The sequence below is a fragment of the Pseudomonas sp. W4I3 genome (assembly GCF_030816195.1).
Lineage (GTDB): Bacteria > Pseudomonadota > Gammaproteobacteria > Pseudomonadales > Pseudomonadaceae > Aquipseudomonas.
The window spans coordinates 3908635-3927742 of the sequence record NZ_JAUSXS010000001.1 but is presented as its reverse complement, the minus strand read 5'-3'; the positions used below and the strand labels follow the sequence as shown (position 1 = coordinate 3927742).

The window sequence follows — 19108 nt, the reverse complement described above, 5'->3', positions numbered from 1 at the left end:
CAACAAAAACAAGGATCGGTTCATGCTCTTCACCTTCCCCCGTACCCTTCTGGCCGCCACCCTGGCCTTGTCCTTCGCCGTGCCGGCCTACAGCGCCGAACCCCACAAGCAGATCCAGGCGGACGCCGAACAGTACAAGGCCGAGGCCCTGAAACTGCTGGAGCGGCTGGTGAATATCGATTCCGGCTCCGGCTATGAGCCGGGCCTGACTCAAGTGCGCGATATTGCCGTGGATGAATTGAAACAGTTGGGTTTCAGCATCGAGCTGGTGCCGGACAAAGCCGCCAACAACAGCCACGTGATCGCCACCCTGAAGGGCACCGGCAAGGCCAAGATCCTGCTGATGGCGCACATGGACACCGTGTTCAAGGAAGGCTCGGCTGCCGAGCGCCCGTTCCACATCAAGGACGGCCGCGCCTATGGCCCCGGCGTGATGGACGACAAAGGTGGCATCGTCGCCGGCATCTACGCGTTGAAGGTCTTGAAAAACCAGGGCTTCAAGGACTACGCACAAATCACCTTCCTGCTCGACGCCAGCGAAGAAACCGGCTCCGACGCCGCCTCCGAACTGATCCGCACCACCGCCAAGGGCCACGACGTGACCCTCAACCTGGAACCCGGCCGCCCAGCCGATGGCCTGGTGGTCTGGCGCAAAGGCAGCGCCACCGCCGTGGTTGAAGTCAAAGGCAAAGCCGCCCACGCCGGCGTTGCCCCGGAGTTGGGGCGCAACGCCGCCATGGAAGCCGCGCACCAGATCCTCCAACTGGGCAAGCTGGGCGATGCCGAGAAGAAAACCACCATCAACTTCACCGTGCTCAAGGCCGGCGACCGCACCAACGTCATCCCCGACCAGGCCACCGCCAAAGCCGACGTACGCGCCGCGTTGCCGGAAGAATTCGACCGCATCGAGAAAGACCTGGCGCGGGTTTCAGCGGACAAACTGATCCCCGAAACCGAAGTAACGACCAGCCTGCAGCGCGGCTTGCCGCCGATGCCGCAAACGGCGGAGTCGGACAAACTGGTCGCGATTGCCCAGGGGATCTACGGCGAACTGGGTAAAACCCTGACCATTGAAGGCAGCGGCGGCGCGGCGGATGCGAGCTTATCGGCCGGGGTCGGGACGCCGACGTCGGATGGGTTTGGCATAGTGGGCGGGAATATTCACACGCCGGAAGAATACGCCGAGGTTGAGAGCGTGGCGCCGCGGGTTTATTTGTTGAGTCGGATGATCATGGAGCTGTCCAATCGCTGAAAAGGTCATGTACCTGTGGTGAGGGAGCTTGCTCGCTCGCCACAGGGGAATTGCATTTGATAGCTTTTATTTGATTAAGGATTTATGGGTGTTTGCTTGGCTGCTGTTCGTTTGTGACGGCTTCTAGGTTGTAATGTCGTAAGCAGCTTAGGAGTACCCTCATGAATTCTTGTTGGTCGAGTACTTCGGTGCCGAAATAAGTTGCCATTTTTTTGAATACACCATCGAAGCTATCACCAGCCATCAAGAAGTGCTCAATTGAATCAATAAACCAATTTTGCTCGGATTTGGTGTATTCCATGAATTCTGGTTTGGTCAGTTCGTTAAAAAGCTCGATGAGTTCTTTTTTGTTGTTTACATCTTTTGACGCGATGAATTTTTCTCTTTTTGGGTCGTCAGTGTTCTCGATGTCATAAGTAAACAGCAGTCCGCGAATTATTGACATGCTGGGTGCTTTTTTATTCATAATTATAGTTCCGCATAGGCTGTCTTGGGTTGCGGTCTTTATCCAATGCTGCTCGGAAAAAGGGCAAAGATTTATTTGTTGATATTACACGCCGGAGGAAAACGCTGAGGTGTAGATCGTGGCGCCTCGGGTTTATTTTTTGAGTCGGATGACTGTGAAACTTTTCAAACGCTGATTTAAGTGGACCGTTCCATTATTGCTGTAGGTGAAAGACCTCGTGGCTGACGGGCGTTTTGTGGCGAGCGGAACAGGCTCGTTCGTCACCGGTTAGGATTAGGGTGCTATGGTTGATTCGCGCTCGACGGCTTCAAGGTTGTATCTGTTAAGGCAGTTTAATAGGGTTTTCATGAATTGTCGTTTATCGGTTATTTCATCGTTGAAGTGAGTGTCAAAGAGATAAAATACTGACTCGAAGTTTTCGTTCGTGCTTAGGAAGTGTTGAAGGGCGTTAATGTGCCATTCTCTTTCATCTCGCTTGTATCTGATGAATTCTGGTCTGGTTAGCTCGTTAAATAGTCGTGTAAGTTCCTCCTGGCTGTTTGTGTTTATTGATGAGATAAGTTCTTCTCTGTCTGCGCTCCTAGTGTTTTCGATGCAGTAAGTAAAAAGAAGACCTTGTGTTATCGAGAGGCTTGGCTTGAGTTTCATTCGAGATCCGCAAATGATGTGTTAGGTTTTCAGTCCTCGTTTAAGAAAACTCTAGCTTCTTCGTTTAGCTATATTTAAAGCCATTCGTTTATACCCTTGTGCAATTATTTTTCTCATGTGCATGGATTGTTTGGGTGCCGATAATAAACCTGCGTGGGAGGAAATAGGTTCATTTGGTGCGGACCTATTGATCAAGTTAGAGATCTTTGTCTGATAACTTTTTGTGGCGAACTGGCATGCTCGCTCTTCACGAGGAATTGTGGCCTTTAGAAAGTGTGGTGGTGGCTCTACTAGGTCTTCGCCTCAGTTCGATAACGAGTCAGACATTCGAGTAAGGTCTTTATGAATGCTCTATTGTTGTTAATGTTATCCTCAAAATATGTGTCAAAAAGATAAAAGACTGAGTCGAAAGTTTCTTCGGTTGATAGGCAATATCTGATGGTTTCGATATACCAGTCCTGTTCTTCCAAGGTGTACGTATAAAATTCTGGTTTGGTTAATGCATCGAAAAGCTCTGCTAGTTCTTTTGAGTCATTGACGTTTTTTGAAGCTATGATCTCCTCTCTTTCTAGATTTCTAGAGTTTTCGATGCAATAGGTAAATAGCAACCCTTTAAGTATTGATAGCTGTGGTCGTCTTTTCATTTTTAAATTCGCGTAAGCAGTAAAAGTGGTTCCGGTGAACGCCATTTAAACCCAAATGACACAGTCATGATCATCCATGTGTACTAGGAACGTAAGTTTTCTATCCGTTATCCAGAATGGGTATCCCGAGGTCTCACCTAAAATGGATGTAATATTTTGCGCGCAATCGATTTCCCAGCCTCTATATCCTGAGTCAAGTACTAAAAGAATCAGGTTTTTTTTGTCAATGCGATGCTGTATTTCCGCCCAGAAGTCGGGATTGTGTTCCGTGCTGTTTCTCGTTCATTTCGACTGGGTCAAGAACGTTGCTTTGAAATCTGAAAAAATGTTTCGTGAGATCATTTACCAACGTTGTGAGTTCGTCCTGCCCAAGCTTTTTGGCGTTTATAGCCAAGGTTATGCAGGCTTCGTCTATTTCCTGTTCCAGATAGTTCATCACAGGGTACCAATCTTAGATCGAGTAACGGGGACCAGCTTTAGCAGTATATGACCTCTTTTTGCGCCACCGCCTGCTCTTTTGCCTGGAGTTTGATAACCAATATGAGGCGATTTCGGACCTTCTTTGCTTGGGATAAGTGTGGGGTCGTCAATATTCACTTCCGCTCCTCTATTTGGGCCTGTTTGTACGCGCCACTCGGTCGGAAATGATTTTCCATACTGGTCTTTACCCCATTTGGATACGCTGTATTCATCCTTGGGTATGCCGGCTCTACGAAAGGCCTCATCTAAACCTCTATGCATTTGTTCGTAATTGCTACCGGTTTGTTTGCGCCAGTCCAGATCGACATCGGCGTTAAATTTCCAGGTGCTTCGATTTTGGGGGTTGGGGCAATCTGTGGGTACACAAGCTAACCCTAATGGATCAATCCAGCCCGTAGGGTTAGGCACGTACTGGTATGCATTGATCCCTCCCGCCAGCTTCACCGGGTCAGGCGTCAGGTAACGACCAATATCAGGATTGTAGTAGCGATGGCGGTTGTAATGCAGGCCGCTTTCCGGGTCGAAGTATTGACCTTGGAAACGGAGCGGGTTGTCGATTTTGCCTACGTCGAGACGGCTGATTTCTCCGTAGGCGCGGTAGTGAGCGGACCAGACGATGTCGCCCTCAGGGGTGGTGAGTTCCTGCGGTGTGCCGAGATGGTCGAGTTGGTAGTGGTAGGGCTTGGTTTCTTCTGGGCCGAAGCCTGCCAGCAGTGCCAATGGGCGGAAGCTGTCCGGTTCGTAGAGGTAGCTGCGATGACGATCCGCGTGATGCTCAGCGACTACTTTGTCGCCTTGCCAGAAGAACTCCGTGGTGATTCCGTCGACGGTTTTGCTGATACGTCGTCCAAACGGGTCATAGCGATAACTGGCAGTTTGACCGTTGGGCTTGGTGATTCCAGTCAGCCGATGCTGGCAGTCATAGCGATACTCGGTAACGAGTGAGTGCCCCTTGCCACGCCGCTCACGGATGAGGTTGCCGAAGGCGTCATAGTCGTAATGGTGATCGCCCTGAATCATCAGGCGATTGCCCGCAACGATGTCCGGCCCCGGCCGGTTTTGCATGAGTAAATTGCCCGCCGGGTTGTGGCCGAAACGCTCCTGTACGTCTTGCGAATGATTGGCGCGGGTCAGGCGCTGGAGCGGGTCGTAGTGATAAACGTGTTCGCCTTTGCGGGTGTCGTGCAGGCGGGTGAGGTTGCCGGCTTTGTCGTAGTCGTAGTGGCGTTGGTAAAGGTGGTTTTGTTGCTGGGTGACGGCGTGGGCGTGCAGGCGGTTTTGGTCGTCGTAGTGGTAGTGGCTGAGCAGTTGCCCTTGTTGGCGCTGGTGTTCGCGGCCGGCTTTGAACAGGTGGGAAGTCAGTAACGAACCGTTCAGCTCGACGGTGGCGAGGTGGCCGCCTTTATCGTGGTTGAAGGTGAGGCGGTTGTTGTCCGGTAGGCGTAAATGTTGAAGCTGGCCGCAGGCGTCGTAGCCGTAGCGCAAGGTGCCCCAACCCTGGTGTTCGGCGGTGAGGCGGTTTTGTTTATCGTATTCGTAGGCCAGGAACCACTGACCGTCGTCGACGCTGAGGAGGTTGCCTTGGCGGTCGTAGGCATAGTCGACAGTGCTGCCGTCGGGCAGGGTTTTTCGTACGAGACGATCGGCGTGGTCGCGCTGGTATTGGGTGACTAGCTGACGGCCGTCGTCGCCGTGTTCGGTCTTTTCCTGCAGGTTGCCGTTGAGGTCGTAGGCGTAGGCGGTGCGTTGGCCGTCAAAACCGGTTTCCTGTTGGATCAGACCGTTGGGGTGGTAGTCGAGCTGGTAGGTTTCGCCGACTTCGTTTTCGATGGCGGTCAGCAGCAATCGGGCGTTGTCGTAGCGGTACTTGACCTGGCTGCCATCGGCGTTGATGCGACGGCTGATCAAGTGCAGGCCGTCGGCGTATTCGTAGCGGGTGACGTAGCCGAGTTCATCGCGTTCGGCGATGATTTTTCCGTAGGGGTTGTAGCTGAATTCCCGTGCGGCACCGTCCGGCAGCACCAAGCGCGTTAACCGACCTACGCCGTCCCATTGATACTGGGTCAGCGCGCCATGCTCATCCTCTCGGGCAACCTGCCGGCCCAGGTCGTCATAGCGATAACGCTTGGTCCCGCCATTGGGCAGCTGTTCTTCAACGAGTTGCCCGCGCTCATTCCACACCAGCCGATGGCAACTGTTGTTGGGGTACCAAACGCCGGTGAGTTGCCCCTGCTTGTCGTAGCTGTAGTCGGTGGCATGGCCATCCGGATCGATCTGGCGAATGACATCGCCCTGGTCATTACGTTCGTATGTCCAGACCGCCTCACCCCGGCGCATAACCCGTACGAAGCCGTTGTCATGCTCGTAGGACGTCGGCTCGTCATCCCCCGGAAACAGCGCCACCAGACGTCCGGCGTCGTCGTACTGATAAGCCGTCACCGCGCCCAGCGGGTCTTGCTCGACGGTCAGGCGGCCCTTGTCATCGTAGGATTTGAAGTGCCGGGCGCCGTCCGGGTCGATGCGCTGTACCAGCCTTGCCCTTTGATTGTGGACGTAGACTTCCTGGCTGCCATCGGCGTTGTGCACGGTGACGCTGCCGTCGTCGTCCCAGGCATAGCGCGTGTCCATCTGCGAAAAGCTGGCCCAGTGCCGGACACAGCGTGCGGCCTTTCCAGTGCGTTCCCATGCCCAGAAAAAACTCGCGCCACCGGCGAGTTGCCGCTCAAGAATGACGTGTTGTTCGTCGTACCGATAAACCTCGCGTTCACCGACAGCGTTGGTCGCCGACACCAGTCGTCCACTGTCGTCATAGGCGTAGGAAACGACGTTCTGCTCGGTCACCCAAACAAAGGGTTCATGGCCCTTGGCGCGATGAACCTGGTAGTCCACTGCGACAATGCGGTCGAATTCATAACGCAATAAAAGCGAGCGACCGGAACCGTTGTCCACTCGCTCAATCCGCCCCAACCGATCCCGGAAAATGCGCAACCGGTTGTCATACGCATCGCTGATCGCCGTCAGCACGCAGTCGCAAAAGTGGTAGAACCGCGACCCCTGGGCCAGCACCAATTCATCCTGCAACGACCCCAAGTAAATCGCCGCTTCGGCCAGGCTATTGGTAATCGCCGGCCGAGCCACCGTCGGCAAAGGCAGGGTGGTCGAGCGGTTTTCATGGTCGGTCCACACCACCGAATCGCCCGACACCACCAGCCGCTGAGCCAGTGCATGGCTCCAGCCAAACCCCAACCCGCAATCCACTTCCACCGCGCTGGTGCGGTACAAGCGCGTCCACTCGAACGGCAAAACTCCATCCAGTGCGCCATCGGTGAGGGTCAGCAGTTCCTCGCCGGTAACCATCGACACCGGGCAACCGTGGGTGACGGTTTTGTCCGAGGAAGCAGCAGCATCCCCGGCCGGATTTTTCGCGGAAGCAGGCACATCATCCACCGCCTCCTGGCGGACCAACGCCGTGCGCTGGGTCTTGCGGCGCACCGCCGACACCGGGTTGGCAACCAACTCCTCACCCGCCTTCAACGACGCCACCGGCACCGCCTTGACCGGCACCGCCGCACTGTTCAGCAACACCGGCTTGGCGGCTTCCACGTGCGTTTCCAGCCGAGGCCCTGCAACCTGCTTGGCCATAAGCTCCAACAACGCCCGCGCCCGCCCGGATTTGACCTGGCTGAGTACCTGAGCCCCCAGCCGAAGTTGGAGCCCAATCCCCCGCGTCGCCCAAATCAGCAACAGGTTGATCAGGATTTCGCCGGTTATCTCACCCACCAGCTCGTACATCTCGGGCGGCGGCAGCAGGCGTAGCCAGGCCACCACCGCCGATAAATAAATGAACAACAGCGGCTCATCACTGAGCACCAGCAACCCCTGGGCGAGCGTGTCTTTGCCCAGCTTGAGTAACTGATCCAGCTCGGCTTGAGAGAGGTACTTCAGCAACTGTTCGCTGTTGGATTTGAGGTTCGCCAGCAGGTCGACCAGCTCGGTAATGTTGTCCCACAGGTTGTAGAAGGCCTTGCCGACGCCGGTCGCAAAGGCCACGCCCTGTTTCGCACTGCGCTCGAAGCGCGGGGCTTTTGCAAAGTCGGCCCATTGAGGCTGGAACTGCTCGTTCCATTGCTGGCGCAGGTCTGCTTCCAGCCCGGCAATCACCGACTGGTAGGACGCATACAGTGCCCTGACATGATCTTTGGAAACGTTGGGGTAGAACGTGATCTGGTACTGCTGGTCGCGGGTGCACTCGGGCACTTTAAGAATGCCGCTGGGCCCGATGGTTCGCTGCAACCGGCGCGCCCATGGGCGTGCCATCCTGGGCGATGGCTTGCAGCGTGACCGGCGTATTGCCGATCGGCACGAACCGGGTGCTCTCGAATAGATGCACCAGGGTCAGCCCGCCCTGGGCCTTGCACTGGGCGACGGTGCGACTGGGCTTGTCGGAAGAAATCGGCGCAACCAGTGCGACGTCGTCACCGACCTTGAACACCTGCTCCACTTCCAGTGCCGAGCCACTTAAAAAGCTGTCAGCCCACGTATCGAAAGTGTTCAGGCAGTTGCGGAAATCACGAAGAACCTTTTCAGCGTCCAGCGCTTCGGGATCCATCGGTGCCAGTACAAAGCTGGCAATCACCGGAATCAAAAGACGCCCCGGACAACCTGGGCGCTAACGAAAAAAACCATCTGCAATCCCTCGCACTGTTTGATCAGGCGAGGGACTTTGCAGCGGTTTTCAAGGGAGGGGAGTAGAGCTTATCCGGCGGTTACGTGGGAAGTTTCGGCAACCCGGTCACGCAGTACCAGGCTGCACAGCGCCGGCAGGAACAACAGCGTCAACACCGTGCCCACCAACACCCCGCCGATCAGCACGTAGGCCAGGGACGACCAGAACACCGACAGCGTCAGTGGAATGAACGCCAGCGCCGCCGCGAGTGCGGTGAGGATCACCGGTCGCGCCCGGCGCACGGTGGCTTCGATGATCGCCTCGCGTATCGGCATGCCGTGATCCTGGTTCTGGCGAATCTGGTCGGTGAAGATCAGCGTGTTGCGCATCAGAATCCCGCCGATGCCGATCAGCCCGAGAATCGCGTTGAAGCCGAACGGCTGGTTGAACAGCAGCAAGGTCGGCACCGCGCCAATCAGGCCCAGCGGCGCGGTGGCGAAGACCATCAACATCACGCCGAAGGAGCGCACCTGGAACATGATCACCGTGAGGGTCAGCAGGATCATGATCGGGAACAGCGCCGCCAGGGCGACGTTGGCCTTGGCGCTTTCTTCCACCGGGCCACCGATTTCTATCCGGTAGCCGCTGGGCAGTTTGGCGATCAGCGGTTGCAGGTCTTTGTACACGGACATTTCCACATCCGGCGGTTGTACGCCGTCGATGATGTCGGCGCGCACTTCCACGGTGGTGGCGCGGTTGCGGCGCTTGAGGATCGGCTCTTCCATCACCGCCTGGAAATGCCCGACCTGGGCCAGCGGTACCGAGGTGCCGGCGCTGTTGGTCAGGGTCATGTTGTTGAGGTTGCCGAGGTCTTCGCGCTGACTGCCCTGGGCGCGGGCCACCACGGACACGGTGCGGTTGCCTTCGCGCACTTCGGTGATGGGGTTGCCGCTGAGCAGGGCGTTGAGTTGGGACTTGACCTCGTCGGGCGTGAAGCCGAGCAGGCGCAGGCGATCCTGGTCCAGTACCAGGCGATAACCGCTGGCGCGCTCGCCCCATTCGAGGAAGGCGTCGCGGGTCAGCGGGTTGCCGGCCACCACTTGGCGCACATGCTCGGACAGCCCGCGCAGCACATCCAGGTTCGGCCCGGACACACGAAACACCACCGGGAAAGGCACCGGCGGGCCGAACACCAATTGCGTCACGCGCACTCGCGCGGCGGGAAACTCACCGGCGGCGATGCGCTCGCGCATGCGCACTTTCAATGCGTCGCGGGCGTGAGAGTCCGGGGTTTGCACGATCAACTTGGCGAACGCCGGGTCCGGCAGTTCAGGGTTCAGCGACAGGAAAAAACGCGGTGCGCCGCCGCCCACATAGGTGTCGACCAGACGGGTCTGCGGTTCTTGCAGCAGGGCCTTTTCGACCTGCGCCGCCACCGCTTCGGTGCTTTTGAAGGCACTGCCGGGCGGCATGTACACCTCCAGAATCAGCTCCGAACGGTCGGAATCGGGGAAGAACTGTTTCTTCACCACCCCCATGCCCAGGCCGCACAACACAAACGCCGCCACCACCAACCCGGTCACCAGCCAGCGCCTGCGCACGCAGGTTTCCACCAGGCTGCGCAGTTTCTGGTAGTAGCGCCCGGCGTAAATCGCATCATGCCCGCCAGGCACCGGCTTGATCTGCGGCAACAGTTTCACGCCCAGATACGGCGTGAACACCACCGCCACCAGCCAGGACGAAATCAGTGCAAAGCCAACGATCCAGAAGATATTCCCGGCGTACTCGCCGGCACCGGATCGCGCGAATCCCACGGGTAAAAAGCCGATGATCGTCACCAGCGTGCCGGTCAGCATGGGCGCCGCCGTGGAACTCCAGGCGTAGGTGGCCGCATGGATGCGGTCAAAGCCTTCCTCGAGTTTCACCACCATCATCTCGATGGCGATGATGGCGTCGTCCACCAGCAGGCCCAGGGAAATGATCAGCGCACCGAGGGTGACGCGGTCGAATTCACGGCCGGTGACGAGCATGATCACAAACACGATCGACAGCGTCAGCGGCACCGCCGCCGCCACCACCAGCCCCACGCGAAAGCCCAGGGCCAACAGGCTGATCAGCATCACTACGGCCAGGGCGACGAAGAATTTGAGCATGAACTCGTTCACCGCCAGGCTGATGTTTTTCGCCTGGTCGGACACCTTGGCAAAGTTCACGCCCAGGGGCAGGTCGGCCTGGATTCGGGCTTCCTGGGCCTGCAGGCTCTTGTCCAGTTCCAGGCCGTTCCAGTGTTTCTCCATGATGACCCCGAGCATCAGCGCCGGGTCGCCCTGGTGGCGGATGCGGTAGCTGGGCGGGTCTTCATAGCCTCGCCGGACGGTTGCCACATCGGCGATGCGCAGCACGCGGCCATTGGCTTGGATCGGCACGTTTTCGATCAACGCCAGGCTGTCAAAAGCGCCATCGATGCGGATGTAGGCGCGGGCACCGGCGGTTTCGACGAAGCCTGAGGGGGCCACGGCATTTTGTGCGGCGAGGGCGGCGAAGATCTGTTCGGGCTTGATGCCCAGGGTCGCCAGGCGCTCATAGGAGAACTCGACAAACACGCGCTGGGCCTGTTCGCCGAGGATGTTGACCTTCTTCACGCCCGGCAGGTTGAGCAGGCCCTGGCGCAGTGCTTCGGCCATTTGCACTTGATCGCGATGGGGCAGGTGTTCGGCCTCAAGGGCATACAGCGCGAAATAGACATCCGAATACTCATCGTTGAAAAACGGCCCGATCACCCCTTTGGGCAGTTTCGCGGCTTCGTCGCTGAGTTTTTTACGGGTCTGGTAGAACAGGTCCTGTATCTCGCTTGGGCGCGTGGATTCAAGAAAAGTCATGCGCATCGAGACGAACCCCGGTTGGGCGATGGTCTCGACGCGGTCGTAGTAGTCCAGTTCCTGCAGACGCTTTTCCAGACGGTCGGCCACTTGCTCCTGCATCTCCACGGCGGTGGCGCCGGGCCAGGCGGCGGTGATGGTCATGACCTTGACGGTAAACGATGGGTCTTCGGCGCGCCCCAGTTTGCCGAACGCGAAAATCCCGGCAGCGATAATTGCGATGATCAGGAACAGCGTGACCGCGCGGTGCTTGACCGCCAGTTCCGAGAGGTTGATTCCACGCATGCTCATTGGTCCTGTTTGCGGTTGAGGGCCAGCGCCTGGGCGGGCAGCAGGCGTACCTTGTCACCGCTGTGCAGCAGGTGCGCGCCGAGGGCGACGATGGTTTGGCCGGGCGTGACGCCGCTGTCGAGCAGGGCCTCTTCCTGGCCGAGACTGGCGACTTTCACCGGGGCGAAGCTGACGGTGTTGTCTTCACCGATCAGCCATACGCCGGTGCCTTGCCCCGCGTCCTGCAACGCGCCGATGGGCACGCGGGTTTGCTGGGCCTGACCGTTACCCTGCAGGCGCACGGTGATGGTGGAACCGAGGGCGAATCGTTCGACCGGGCCGTGCAGCACATAGCGTGCGCGGTAGGTGCGGGTGGTGGGGTCGGCGCTGGCGGACAGCTCACGCAGGGTGGCGGTGACCGACTGTTCCGGGGCGCCGAAGGCGAAGGCCAGGGCGTTTTGCGTGGCCTGGGCGCGCTGGTGTTCCGGCAGATTGACGATGGCTTCGCGGGCGCCGTCATGGGCCAGGCGCGCGACGGTCTGCCCTTCGGCCACCACCTGGCCGCGATCCGCCAGCACGTCGGTAATGATGCCGTCGCCATCAGCCTTGAGCACGGAATAGGTGCGGCGGTTTTCGATCTGGCTGGCGTCCGATTGCGCAGCGGCCAGTTCCGCTTCGGCAACCCGCAGGTTGGTCGCCGACTGGTCGAAGATCTGCCGTGACACCGCGCCGGTGCTGGCCAGGCGCTGGTAGCGGTTTTCGTCATCGCGGCGCTGACGCAACTGCGCCTGGGCGGCGTTGACGCGGTTTTTCGCCGAGCGCAGTGCCAGTTCGAAGTCGCCGATGTCCAGCACCAATAACGTACCGCCACGGGAGACGTGCTGGCCGGGGTCGACCTTGCGTTCGATCACCTTGCCGCTGACCCGAAAGCCCAGGTTGCTTTCGGTGCGGGCGGCGATCACGCCGGTGTATGCGCTCTGCTGGGTGCCGCCAGCCTCGACGTTAACAGCCAGGACCGGGCGCGGCGGGGAGGCTTGAGCGGCGCTGTCGGCCTGGCTGTTGCAGCCACTGAGGACGACGAGCAAAGCCAGCGGCGTGAGAAGGCGCAGATGGAGAGGGGGCATGACGGACTCCAGGGTGACCACAGGGTAAAAAATTATGGACATAATTTTTCGTCCATATTATGGTCGAAATATAAATTAATCCAGCCCCGGATATCTCCCATGGCAAACGCCCCGACACCTTCGCGCCGCTTGTTGTTCTTACTGGTTGCCTTGACCGCGCTGGGTGAAGTCTCCACGCAATTGATCATTCCGGGCCTGGGCGCCATCGAGCAGGCACTGGCGGCGCCGCAAGGCTCGGCGCTGATGGCACTGTCGGCGTTTGTCGCCGCGTTCGGCCTGGGCCAGTTGCTGTTTGGGCCGTTGTCGGACCGTATCGGCCGGCGCCCGGTGTTGCTCGCTGGCCTCACGCTGTATGTGCTGGCGACGCTGTCGATGCTGCTGGTCACTGACATCCAGCAATTCATCGCCGCCCGCGTGCTACAGGGCCTGGGGGCGTGCGCCGCGTTGGTGTTGGCGCGCACGGTGGTGCGTGATGTGTGGAAAACCGAGGCGGGCCCGGCCCTGGCGCTGACCATGATCGGCATGCTTTATGCCATCGTTGTGGCGCCGATGGCGGGCGGCTTGCTGATCAAACTGTTCGGTTGGCACGCGCCCATCGTGCTCGCAGGGGTCATTGGCAGCGTGGTGTTAGTGCTCGCGGTGCTGTTCTTTCGCGAGAGCAACCTTCATCTCGATCCCAGGGCCGCGCATTGGCGCACCCTCGGCGGGCACTATCTGGATTTGCTCAAGGGTCGCCAGTACCGCGCCTACGCTGTGGCGCTGGCCTGTACCTACGGCGCGATGTTTGCGGTCATTGCCGGTTCGTCGGCGGTGTTTATCAACCTGCTGGGCTTGAGCAGCCTGGAGTACGGCATCAATTTCGGCCTGATCGTGTCGATGCTGATCGTCGGGTCCACCTATACCCGGCGCAATATCCTACGCCTGGGACCGCAACGGATTGTGACGATAGGCGTGACGCTGGTGGCCGCCGGCGGGGTGTTGGCACTGCTGATCTATGCGCTGTTCGGGCTCTCAGTGGTGGGCCTGGACCTGCCCATCGCCCTGGCCACGCTTGGCGGCGGGCTGGTGCTGCCCGGGGCGGTCACGGGCGGGGTGATGCCCAACGCCCACCGTGCAGGTCTGGCGGCCGGGTTGATGGGGTTCGCGCAGATGTTCGGGGCCACCTGCAGCGGCGTGCTGTTGAGCCATCTACGCGATGGTAGCGCGACGCCGATGATCGTCATCCAGGCCGTTTTTGCTGTCACGGCCTTCGTCGCGTTTCACCTGTTGCGTCAGCGGGCGGCCAAGGCATTGTCCTATACATAGAACGATCCGGGCCGCTTTCGCCGGCTAGTGCGCAACGGCCGAGGGCCTTATGGTGTAGGCACTTTGGAGGTACACCATGAAAAAACTGATCGGTATCTACACCAGCCCACGCACCCACTGGGTTGGCGATGGCTTTCCGGTGCGCACGCTGTTTTCCTACGACACCATGGGCAAACACATCAGCCCATTCCTGCTGCTGGACCACGGCGGCCCGGTCGAATTCACGCCTACCGACACCCGTCGCGGCGTCGGCCAGCACCCGCATCGCGGCTTTGAAACGGTGACCATCGTTTATGACGGCGAAGTGGAGCACCGCGACTCCACCGGTGCCGGCGGCAAAATCGGCCCGGGTGATGTGCAATGGATGACGGCTGCCAAAGGCATTCTCCATGAAGAATTCCACTCCCAGGACTTTGCCCGCACAGGCGGTTCGATGGAGATGGTGCAACTGTGGGTCAACTTGCCCGCCAAGGACAAAATGACGGAGCCCGGTTACCAGACCATCGTCGATGGCGACATTCCGGTGCTGCCGCTGGCGGACGATGCGGGGCACCTGCGCTTGATCGCCGGTGAATTCGCCGGTATTCAAGGCCCGGCGCGCACCTTCACGCCGATTGACGTGTGGGACCTGCGCCTGAATGCCGGCAAGGCCGTGACGCTGGACTTGCACGCCGGGCGCAACACCGCGCTGGTGATCCTCAGCGGAACCGTGCTGGTCAATGGCGAGGAAGTGGCGCGCCAGGGGCAGTTGGCGTTGTTCGAGCGTGACGGTGACCGGATCAGCCTGGAGTCCAATGACGACGCCAAGGTGTTGTTGCTCAGCGGCGAGCCGATCGACGAGCCCATCGTCGGCCACGGCCCGTTCGTGATGAACACCGAGCAGGAAATCCACCAGGCGTTCGCCGACTTCCAGTCGGGCAAGTTCGGGCGGATGCAGGGTTGATCCCAGTCGCTTAAGAGTAAGTGGTTCATTGTAGGAGCGAGCTTGCTCGCGAAAAACGACCAGGCAATGCGTTCATTCTGGATAAACGCGGGGCCCTGAGTTCTTCGCGAGCAAGCTCGCTCCTACAAAAAGCCTTTGGCTCACTGGCGTTCGATGATCGTTCCCACGCTCGCGGGAACGATCAAAGCCCCTCCCACTTTTTTTGCTGCGCTATACCCGCCATCAGCATTTCATGCGATCTTCTCGGCATTCGCCCTGGAGTCGCCTGGATGCCCTCATTTATCACTGATCACCCGATGTTGTGCGCCGTGGCGCTGATCCTTATCGACATCGCCGTGTGGCGCCTTATTTCGCCCACGCTCGCTAACTGGAAACTCGCGGCGCGGCTGGTGATCTTTGCGGTCTTCAGCGCAGTGTTGTTCAACGACGGCATGAACCCCATGCAAGCGGCGCCTTACGCCGATGACACCACCCTGCACCTGGCGGCAACCGCGTTGCAGATCGGCTGGTGGCTGTTCGCGGCGCGTACCCTCACGGTTCTGCTCGGCGCGGTGATGATGCAGCGGGTCGGCCACACCGGGCGGCTGTTGCAGGACCTGATGGGCGCGGTGATTTTCCTGATCGCGATCATCGCCGCCATGGCCTACGTGCTCGACCTGCCAGTCAAAGGCGTGCTCGCCACCTCCGGCGCCGTGGCGATCATCGTCGGCCTGGCCCTGCAAAGCACCTTGAGCGACGTGTTTTCCGGGATCGTCCTCAACACCACCAAGCCGTATCAGATCGACGACTGGATCTCCATCGACGGCACCGAAGGCCGTGTCACCGACATCGACTGGCGCGCCACGCGGTTGCAGACCTCCCAGGGCAGCCTGGCGGTCATCCCCAATTCCCTGGCGGCCAAGGCCAAGATCATCAACTTCTCGCGCCCGGCGGACATGTTCGGCCTCGCGGTCAGCCTGCAAGTGAGCCCCCATGCGCGCCCGCAGACGGTGATCGAGGCCCTTGAGCGGGCCATGCAAGGCTGCCGGGCTCTGTTGGCCAAACCGGCCCCGAGCGTCGCATTCAAGGCCTCGACCAGCGGCGGCGTGGAGTACGAAATCAGCGGCTTCGTGCCGGCCATGGGCCTCAAGCGCGACGTGCGCAACCAGCTTTACGACCTGGCTTTCCGGCACCTGCAAGCGGCGGGCGTGGGCCTGTTGTCCGCCACTGAGGGCGGCACGCCCGCCACGGTTTCCGGCGCACGGGCATTGCTTGAACGTTCGTCGATCTTTTCCACCCTGCGCCAGGAAGAAAAAGACACCTTCAGCCAGAACATGAGCCTGCACACCTACCGCGCCGGCGACATGATCCTGCCGGCGGGGGAGGTCAGCGATCACCTGTTCATCATCGAATCCGGGGTGGTCTCGGTGATGCTGGTCAAGGGCGGCCACACGTTCGAGGCCGGGCGCATGGGACCGGGGGAGGTGATTGGCGAGTCCGGCATCCTGACCGAGCAGGCCACCCTGGCGGACTTTACAGCCAAGACCTACTGCACGCTGTACCGCATCGAAAACGAGTACCTCAAGCCGTGCCTGGATGCGCGGCACGACATCGGCGAAGCGATGAAGGCGTTGTTGGACTTCCGCGTGCACGCTGCCCAGGCGCTGACCGAGGACGCGCCGGTGGTGCCGATGAAGAAGGGCTTCCTGCAGTGGCTGAGGAATCGTGGCCTGTAGATTGGTCACCTGTTCTTCTCCCGGATTGGCTATTTCTCCAGAACGCCCAGGTGACTAACCTGCTCACCAATCCCACCGTTCTGGAGTATCACCATGCAAACCCGTACCGATTTCTACACCGCTTCCCCAGACGCCATGAAGGCGATGCTTGCCCTGGAGGCAGCGGTCGGCAAGCTGTCCATCGAATTGCCGCTGCTGGAACTGGTGCGCCTGCGCGTCTCGCAGATCAACGGCTGCGCATTCTGCCTCGACATGCACACCGCCGACGCACGCAAGGGTGGTGAAACCGAGCGCCGCCTGTACACCGTGTCGGCCTGGCGTGAAACGCCGTTTTTCACCCCGCGTGAACGCGCTGCCTTGGCCTGGGCCGAAAGCCTGACCCTGCTCAGCCACACCCACGCCCCGGACGAAGACTTCAACACACTGGCCGCCGAATTCAGCCCACAGGAACAGGTCGACCTGAGCGTGGCGATCGCCACCATCAACAGCTGGAACCGCCTCGCGGTGGGCTTTCGCAAGATGCCTAAATAATCAGAAATTCACTGACGCACTCAGGCGCGCCGTCAGCGGTGCGCCCTGGAACAGGTAGTCGTCACCCATGTATTCGCCCGCGTCGCGCCAGTAGCGCTTGTCGAACAGGTTGTCGACGCTCAGGCGGAACACCGTTTCATAGCCATCGACCTTGGTGGTGTAGCGGCTGCCGACGTTGACCACCGCATAATCGCCCACCTCCACATTCCCGCTGCGGTTGGCGTACTTCTTGGCGCTGTATTGCACGCCGCCGAGCACCGCCAGGCCATTGACCCACGGCAACGCATAGTCGGCGTACACGCTGGCGCGTAGCTTGGGCACGTTGATCGCCTGATGGCCCTCGTAGTCCGGCGTGCCGCTGCCCGTCACCCGTGCCCGAATGGCTGCCACGCTGGTGGCGATCTGCAGGCGCTCGGTGGCCCAGCCGTTGGCCGACAGTTCGACCCCGGTGTTTTTCTGCTGGCCCTGTTGCACGTAGTTGAAGCCACCGTCTTCGGGCTTCGCGTACTGATAGGCCTGACGCGTCTGGAACACCGCGGCGGCGAAGCTGATGCGCCGCCAGTCGTATTTCACCCCGGCTTCGATTTGCCGTGAGGTGGTGGGTGCCAAAGTTTCGCTGCTGTTGCTGGCAAACCACGGTGCCGTACCGCCCAGGGACAAGCCTTTGCTGTAGCTGGTGTACAGCGAGACATTGTCCACCGGTTTATAGATCAACGACGCCTGGGGCAGGAATACATACTGTTGGGTGTGGCGCGCCTCGGTGCCGTCTTTGTCGTAGGCCTTTTCATCCAGGCGCACTTCGCGCCCGCCGAGGAGGGTTTGCCATTGCTCGTTGAAACGAATGCGGTCGGTGACAAACACGCCGTATTGGCGACTGTCGAGGTTGCGATGGCTATCGTTGAGCGGCTTGTCGGTGGGCGTGAAACTCGGTGCGTCCTGATGGATGTTGCCGCTGCCGATGTACTCGTTGACCGAATCACGCTTGTCGACCACCCGGCGAAACGCGCTGGTGCCAAAGGTCAGTTCATGGCCTAGACCTGCGGTGTCGAACAGGCCGGTCATTGCGGCCTGGATTTCATCGTCACGGCGAGTGTCGTCGGGGCTGCGGTAGTCGTAGATGCCGTAGTCGCCCTCCGGCGTGAAGTAATTGCCCACGCCATTGGTATCGCCACCCCAGGCAAACGCGCTGTAGTCATCGATCACCACCTTGCTGCGCGCAGCGCTGACACTGCCTTTCCACTGCTCGCTGAAACGGTATTCGAACGTGCCGTTGAGGTTGAGTGAATCGATGCCCACTTGCCGCGAGCCGGTCTGATGGCCGAGCAGCTTTTTCGGCGAGGCGTCGTGGGGGACCTCGGTACCGCCGAGCAGTTGATAACCCGGCACCGAACGCTGCTGTTTGTTCTGGTATTCGGCGTCCAGTCGCAGTACAGCGTCGGGGCTGATGTTCCAGTCGAAGGCCAGGGACACAAAATCGCGCTGGCCGTTGGCGTGTTCCACATAGGAATTGAGGTCTTCGTGGGCGACGTTGGCGCGCAGGCCGAACTGCTGCTCACTGCCGAACCAGCCGCCGATATCGGTGGCGACATAGCCGCTGCCGCGATCATCGGTGGACACCGTCACCGAGCGCACGTCCTCGGGGCGCTTGGTCACGTAGTTGATCACGCCGCTGGGCTCGGCGATGCCGCTTTGCAAGCCGGCCAGGCCCTTTAGCACTTCCACCTGTTGCTTGTTTTCCAGGGCGACGTTCTGCTCGCCAGTGATGGTGCGCCCGTTGATCTTGTAGCTGCTCGCCGCATTCAGCGAAAAGCCGCGCACCACAAAGTTTTCGTAGTAGCCGATGGGCGCGTAGCTGTCGCCGACTGAGGCGTCATTGCGCAGCACCTCACTGAGCAGGCGTGCTTGCTGGTCCTTGATCAGCGCGGCGTTGATCACGCTGATCGAGGCGGGCGTATCGAGCAGGGGCGCTTCATCGAAGCCACCGACCGAAGCGGTTTCGGTGTGATAGCCGGACTCATCCTGGCCCTGGACGTTGACCGTCGGCAGTTCGATCTGCGCCGCCAGGCTGTTGCCGATCCCGCCGCTGAGCAACAGGCTGAGGGCGAAACGTGAAGTGACGACGGGACGAAAACGCAAAACCATGGGGCAAGGCCTTAAAGCGCTGGGCGGGGGGCGCATAAGCTAG

Annotated in this window: 9 protein-coding genes and 1 pseudogene; 5 read left to right on the top strand and 5 right to left on the bottom strand. The window is 59.7% G+C overall.

Annotated features, from left to right (window positions below; translation table 11 throughout):
- The first annotated feature begins 22 nt into the window (after nt 1–22).
- Complete coding sequence (locus QF045_RS17820) at nt 23–1252, top strand: M20/M25/M40 family metallo-hydrolase (protein ID WP_306493385.1); 1230 nt, start codon at nt 23–25, stop codon at nt 1250–1252.
- Between the two features lie 82 nt (nt 1253–1334).
- Here the strand turns inward: QF045_RS17820 and QF045_RS17815 are convergent, their stop codons facing one another.
- From QF045_RS17815 to QF045_RS17795, 4 genes and pseudogenes are all read right to left on the bottom strand, one after another.
- Entirely contained in the window at nt 1335–1718 is a 384-nt protein-coding gene (locus tag QF045_RS17815) for a hypothetical protein (RefSeq protein ID WP_306493384.1), read from the bottom strand.
- A 1727-nt stretch (nt 1719–3445) separates the two neighbouring features.
- Nucleotides 3446–8135 (bottom strand): annotated as a pseudogene (locus QF045_RS17805) (RHS repeat-associated core domain-containing protein).
- Nucleotides 8136–8245: 110 nt separating this feature from the next.
- Entirely contained in the window at nt 8246–11320 is a 3075-nt protein-coding gene (locus QF045_RS17800) for an efflux RND transporter permease subunit (RefSeq protein WP_306493383.1), read from the bottom strand.
- A 2-nt stretch (nt 11321–11322) separates the two neighbouring features.
- A complete protein-coding gene (locus QF045_RS17795; RefSeq protein WP_306493382.1) occupies nt 11323–12429 on the bottom strand; it encodes an efflux RND transporter periplasmic adaptor subunit in 1107 nt (368 codons plus the stop codon).
- Nucleotides 12430–12528: 99 nt separating this feature from the next.
- Here QF045_RS17795 and QF045_RS17790 point away from each other — a divergent pair, with 99 nt between their 5' ends.
- From QF045_RS17790 to QF045_RS17775, 4 genes are all read left to right on the top strand, one after another.
- Nucleotides 12529–13734 carry a multidrug effflux MFS transporter gene (locus QF045_RS17790; RefSeq protein ID WP_306493381.1) on the top strand — a complete coding sequence of 402 codons (1206 nt, stop codon included), beginning with the start codon at nt 12529–12531 and terminating at the stop codon, nt 13732–13734.
- Nucleotides 13735–13810: 76 nt separating this feature from the next.
- Entirely contained in the window at nt 13811–14677 is an 867-nt protein-coding gene (locus QF045_RS17785) for a pirin family protein (protein WP_306493380.1), read from the top strand.
- A gap of 269 nt (nt 14678–14946) precedes the next feature.
- Nucleotides 14947–16392: a mechanosensitive ion channel family protein gene (locus QF045_RS17780; RefSeq protein ID WP_306493379.1), complete on the top strand. Its 1446-nt coding sequence runs from the start codon at nt 14947–14949 to the stop codon at nt 16390–16392.
- A gap of 93 nt (nt 16393–16485) precedes the next feature.
- Complete coding sequence (locus tag QF045_RS17775) at nt 16486–16923, top strand: carboxymuconolactone decarboxylase family protein (RefSeq protein ID WP_306493378.1); 438 nt, start codon at nt 16486–16488, stop codon at nt 16921–16923.
- Here QF045_RS17775 and QF045_RS17770 read toward each other — a convergent pair whose 3' ends face one another.
- On the bottom strand, nt 16924–19065 hold the full coding sequence (locus tag QF045_RS17770; protein ID WP_306493377.1) for a TonB-dependent siderophore receptor: 2142 nt from the start codon (nt 19063–19065) through the stop codon (nt 16924–16926). It abuts the gene before it with no gap.
- Nucleotides 19066–19108 lie beyond the last annotated feature (43 nt).

Excerpts from the sequence above, each read along its gene's own strand:
- QF045_RS17815 (WP_306493384.1), bottom strand. The coding sequence starts at position 1,718 with ATGAATAAAAAAGCACCCAGCATGTCAATAATTCGCGGACTGCTGTTT.
- QF045_RS17795 (WP_306493382.1), bottom strand. The coding sequence starts at position 12,429 with ATGCCCCCTCTCCATCTGCGCCTTCTCACGCCGCTGGCTTTGCTCGTC.
- QF045_RS17770 (WP_306493377.1), bottom strand. The coding sequence starts at position 19,065 with ATGGTTTTGCGTTTTCGTCCCGTCGTCACTTCACGTTTCGCCCTCAGC.
- QF045_RS17800 (WP_306493383.1), bottom strand. The coding sequence starts at position 11,320 with ATGCGTGGAATCAACCTCTCGGAACTGGCGGTCAAGCACCGCGCGGTC.
- QF045_RS17785 (WP_306493380.1), top strand. The coding sequence starts at position 13,811 with ATGAAAAAACTGATCGGTATCTACACCAGCCCACGCACCCACTGGGTT.
- QF045_RS17820 (WP_306493385.1), top strand. The coding sequence starts at position 23 with ATGCTCTTCACCTTCCCCCGTACCCTTCTGGCCGCCACCCTGGCCTTG.
- QF045_RS17775 (WP_306493378.1), top strand. The coding sequence starts at position 16,486 with ATGCAAACCCGTACCGATTTCTACACCGCTTCCCCAGACGCCATGAAG.
- QF045_RS17780 (WP_306493379.1), top strand. The coding sequence starts at position 14,947 with ATGCCCTCATTTATCACTGATCACCCGATGTTGTGCGCCGTGGCGCTG.
- QF045_RS17790 (WP_306493381.1), top strand. The coding sequence starts at position 12,529 with ATGGCAAACGCCCCGACACCTTCGCGCCGCTTGTTGTTCTTACTGGTT.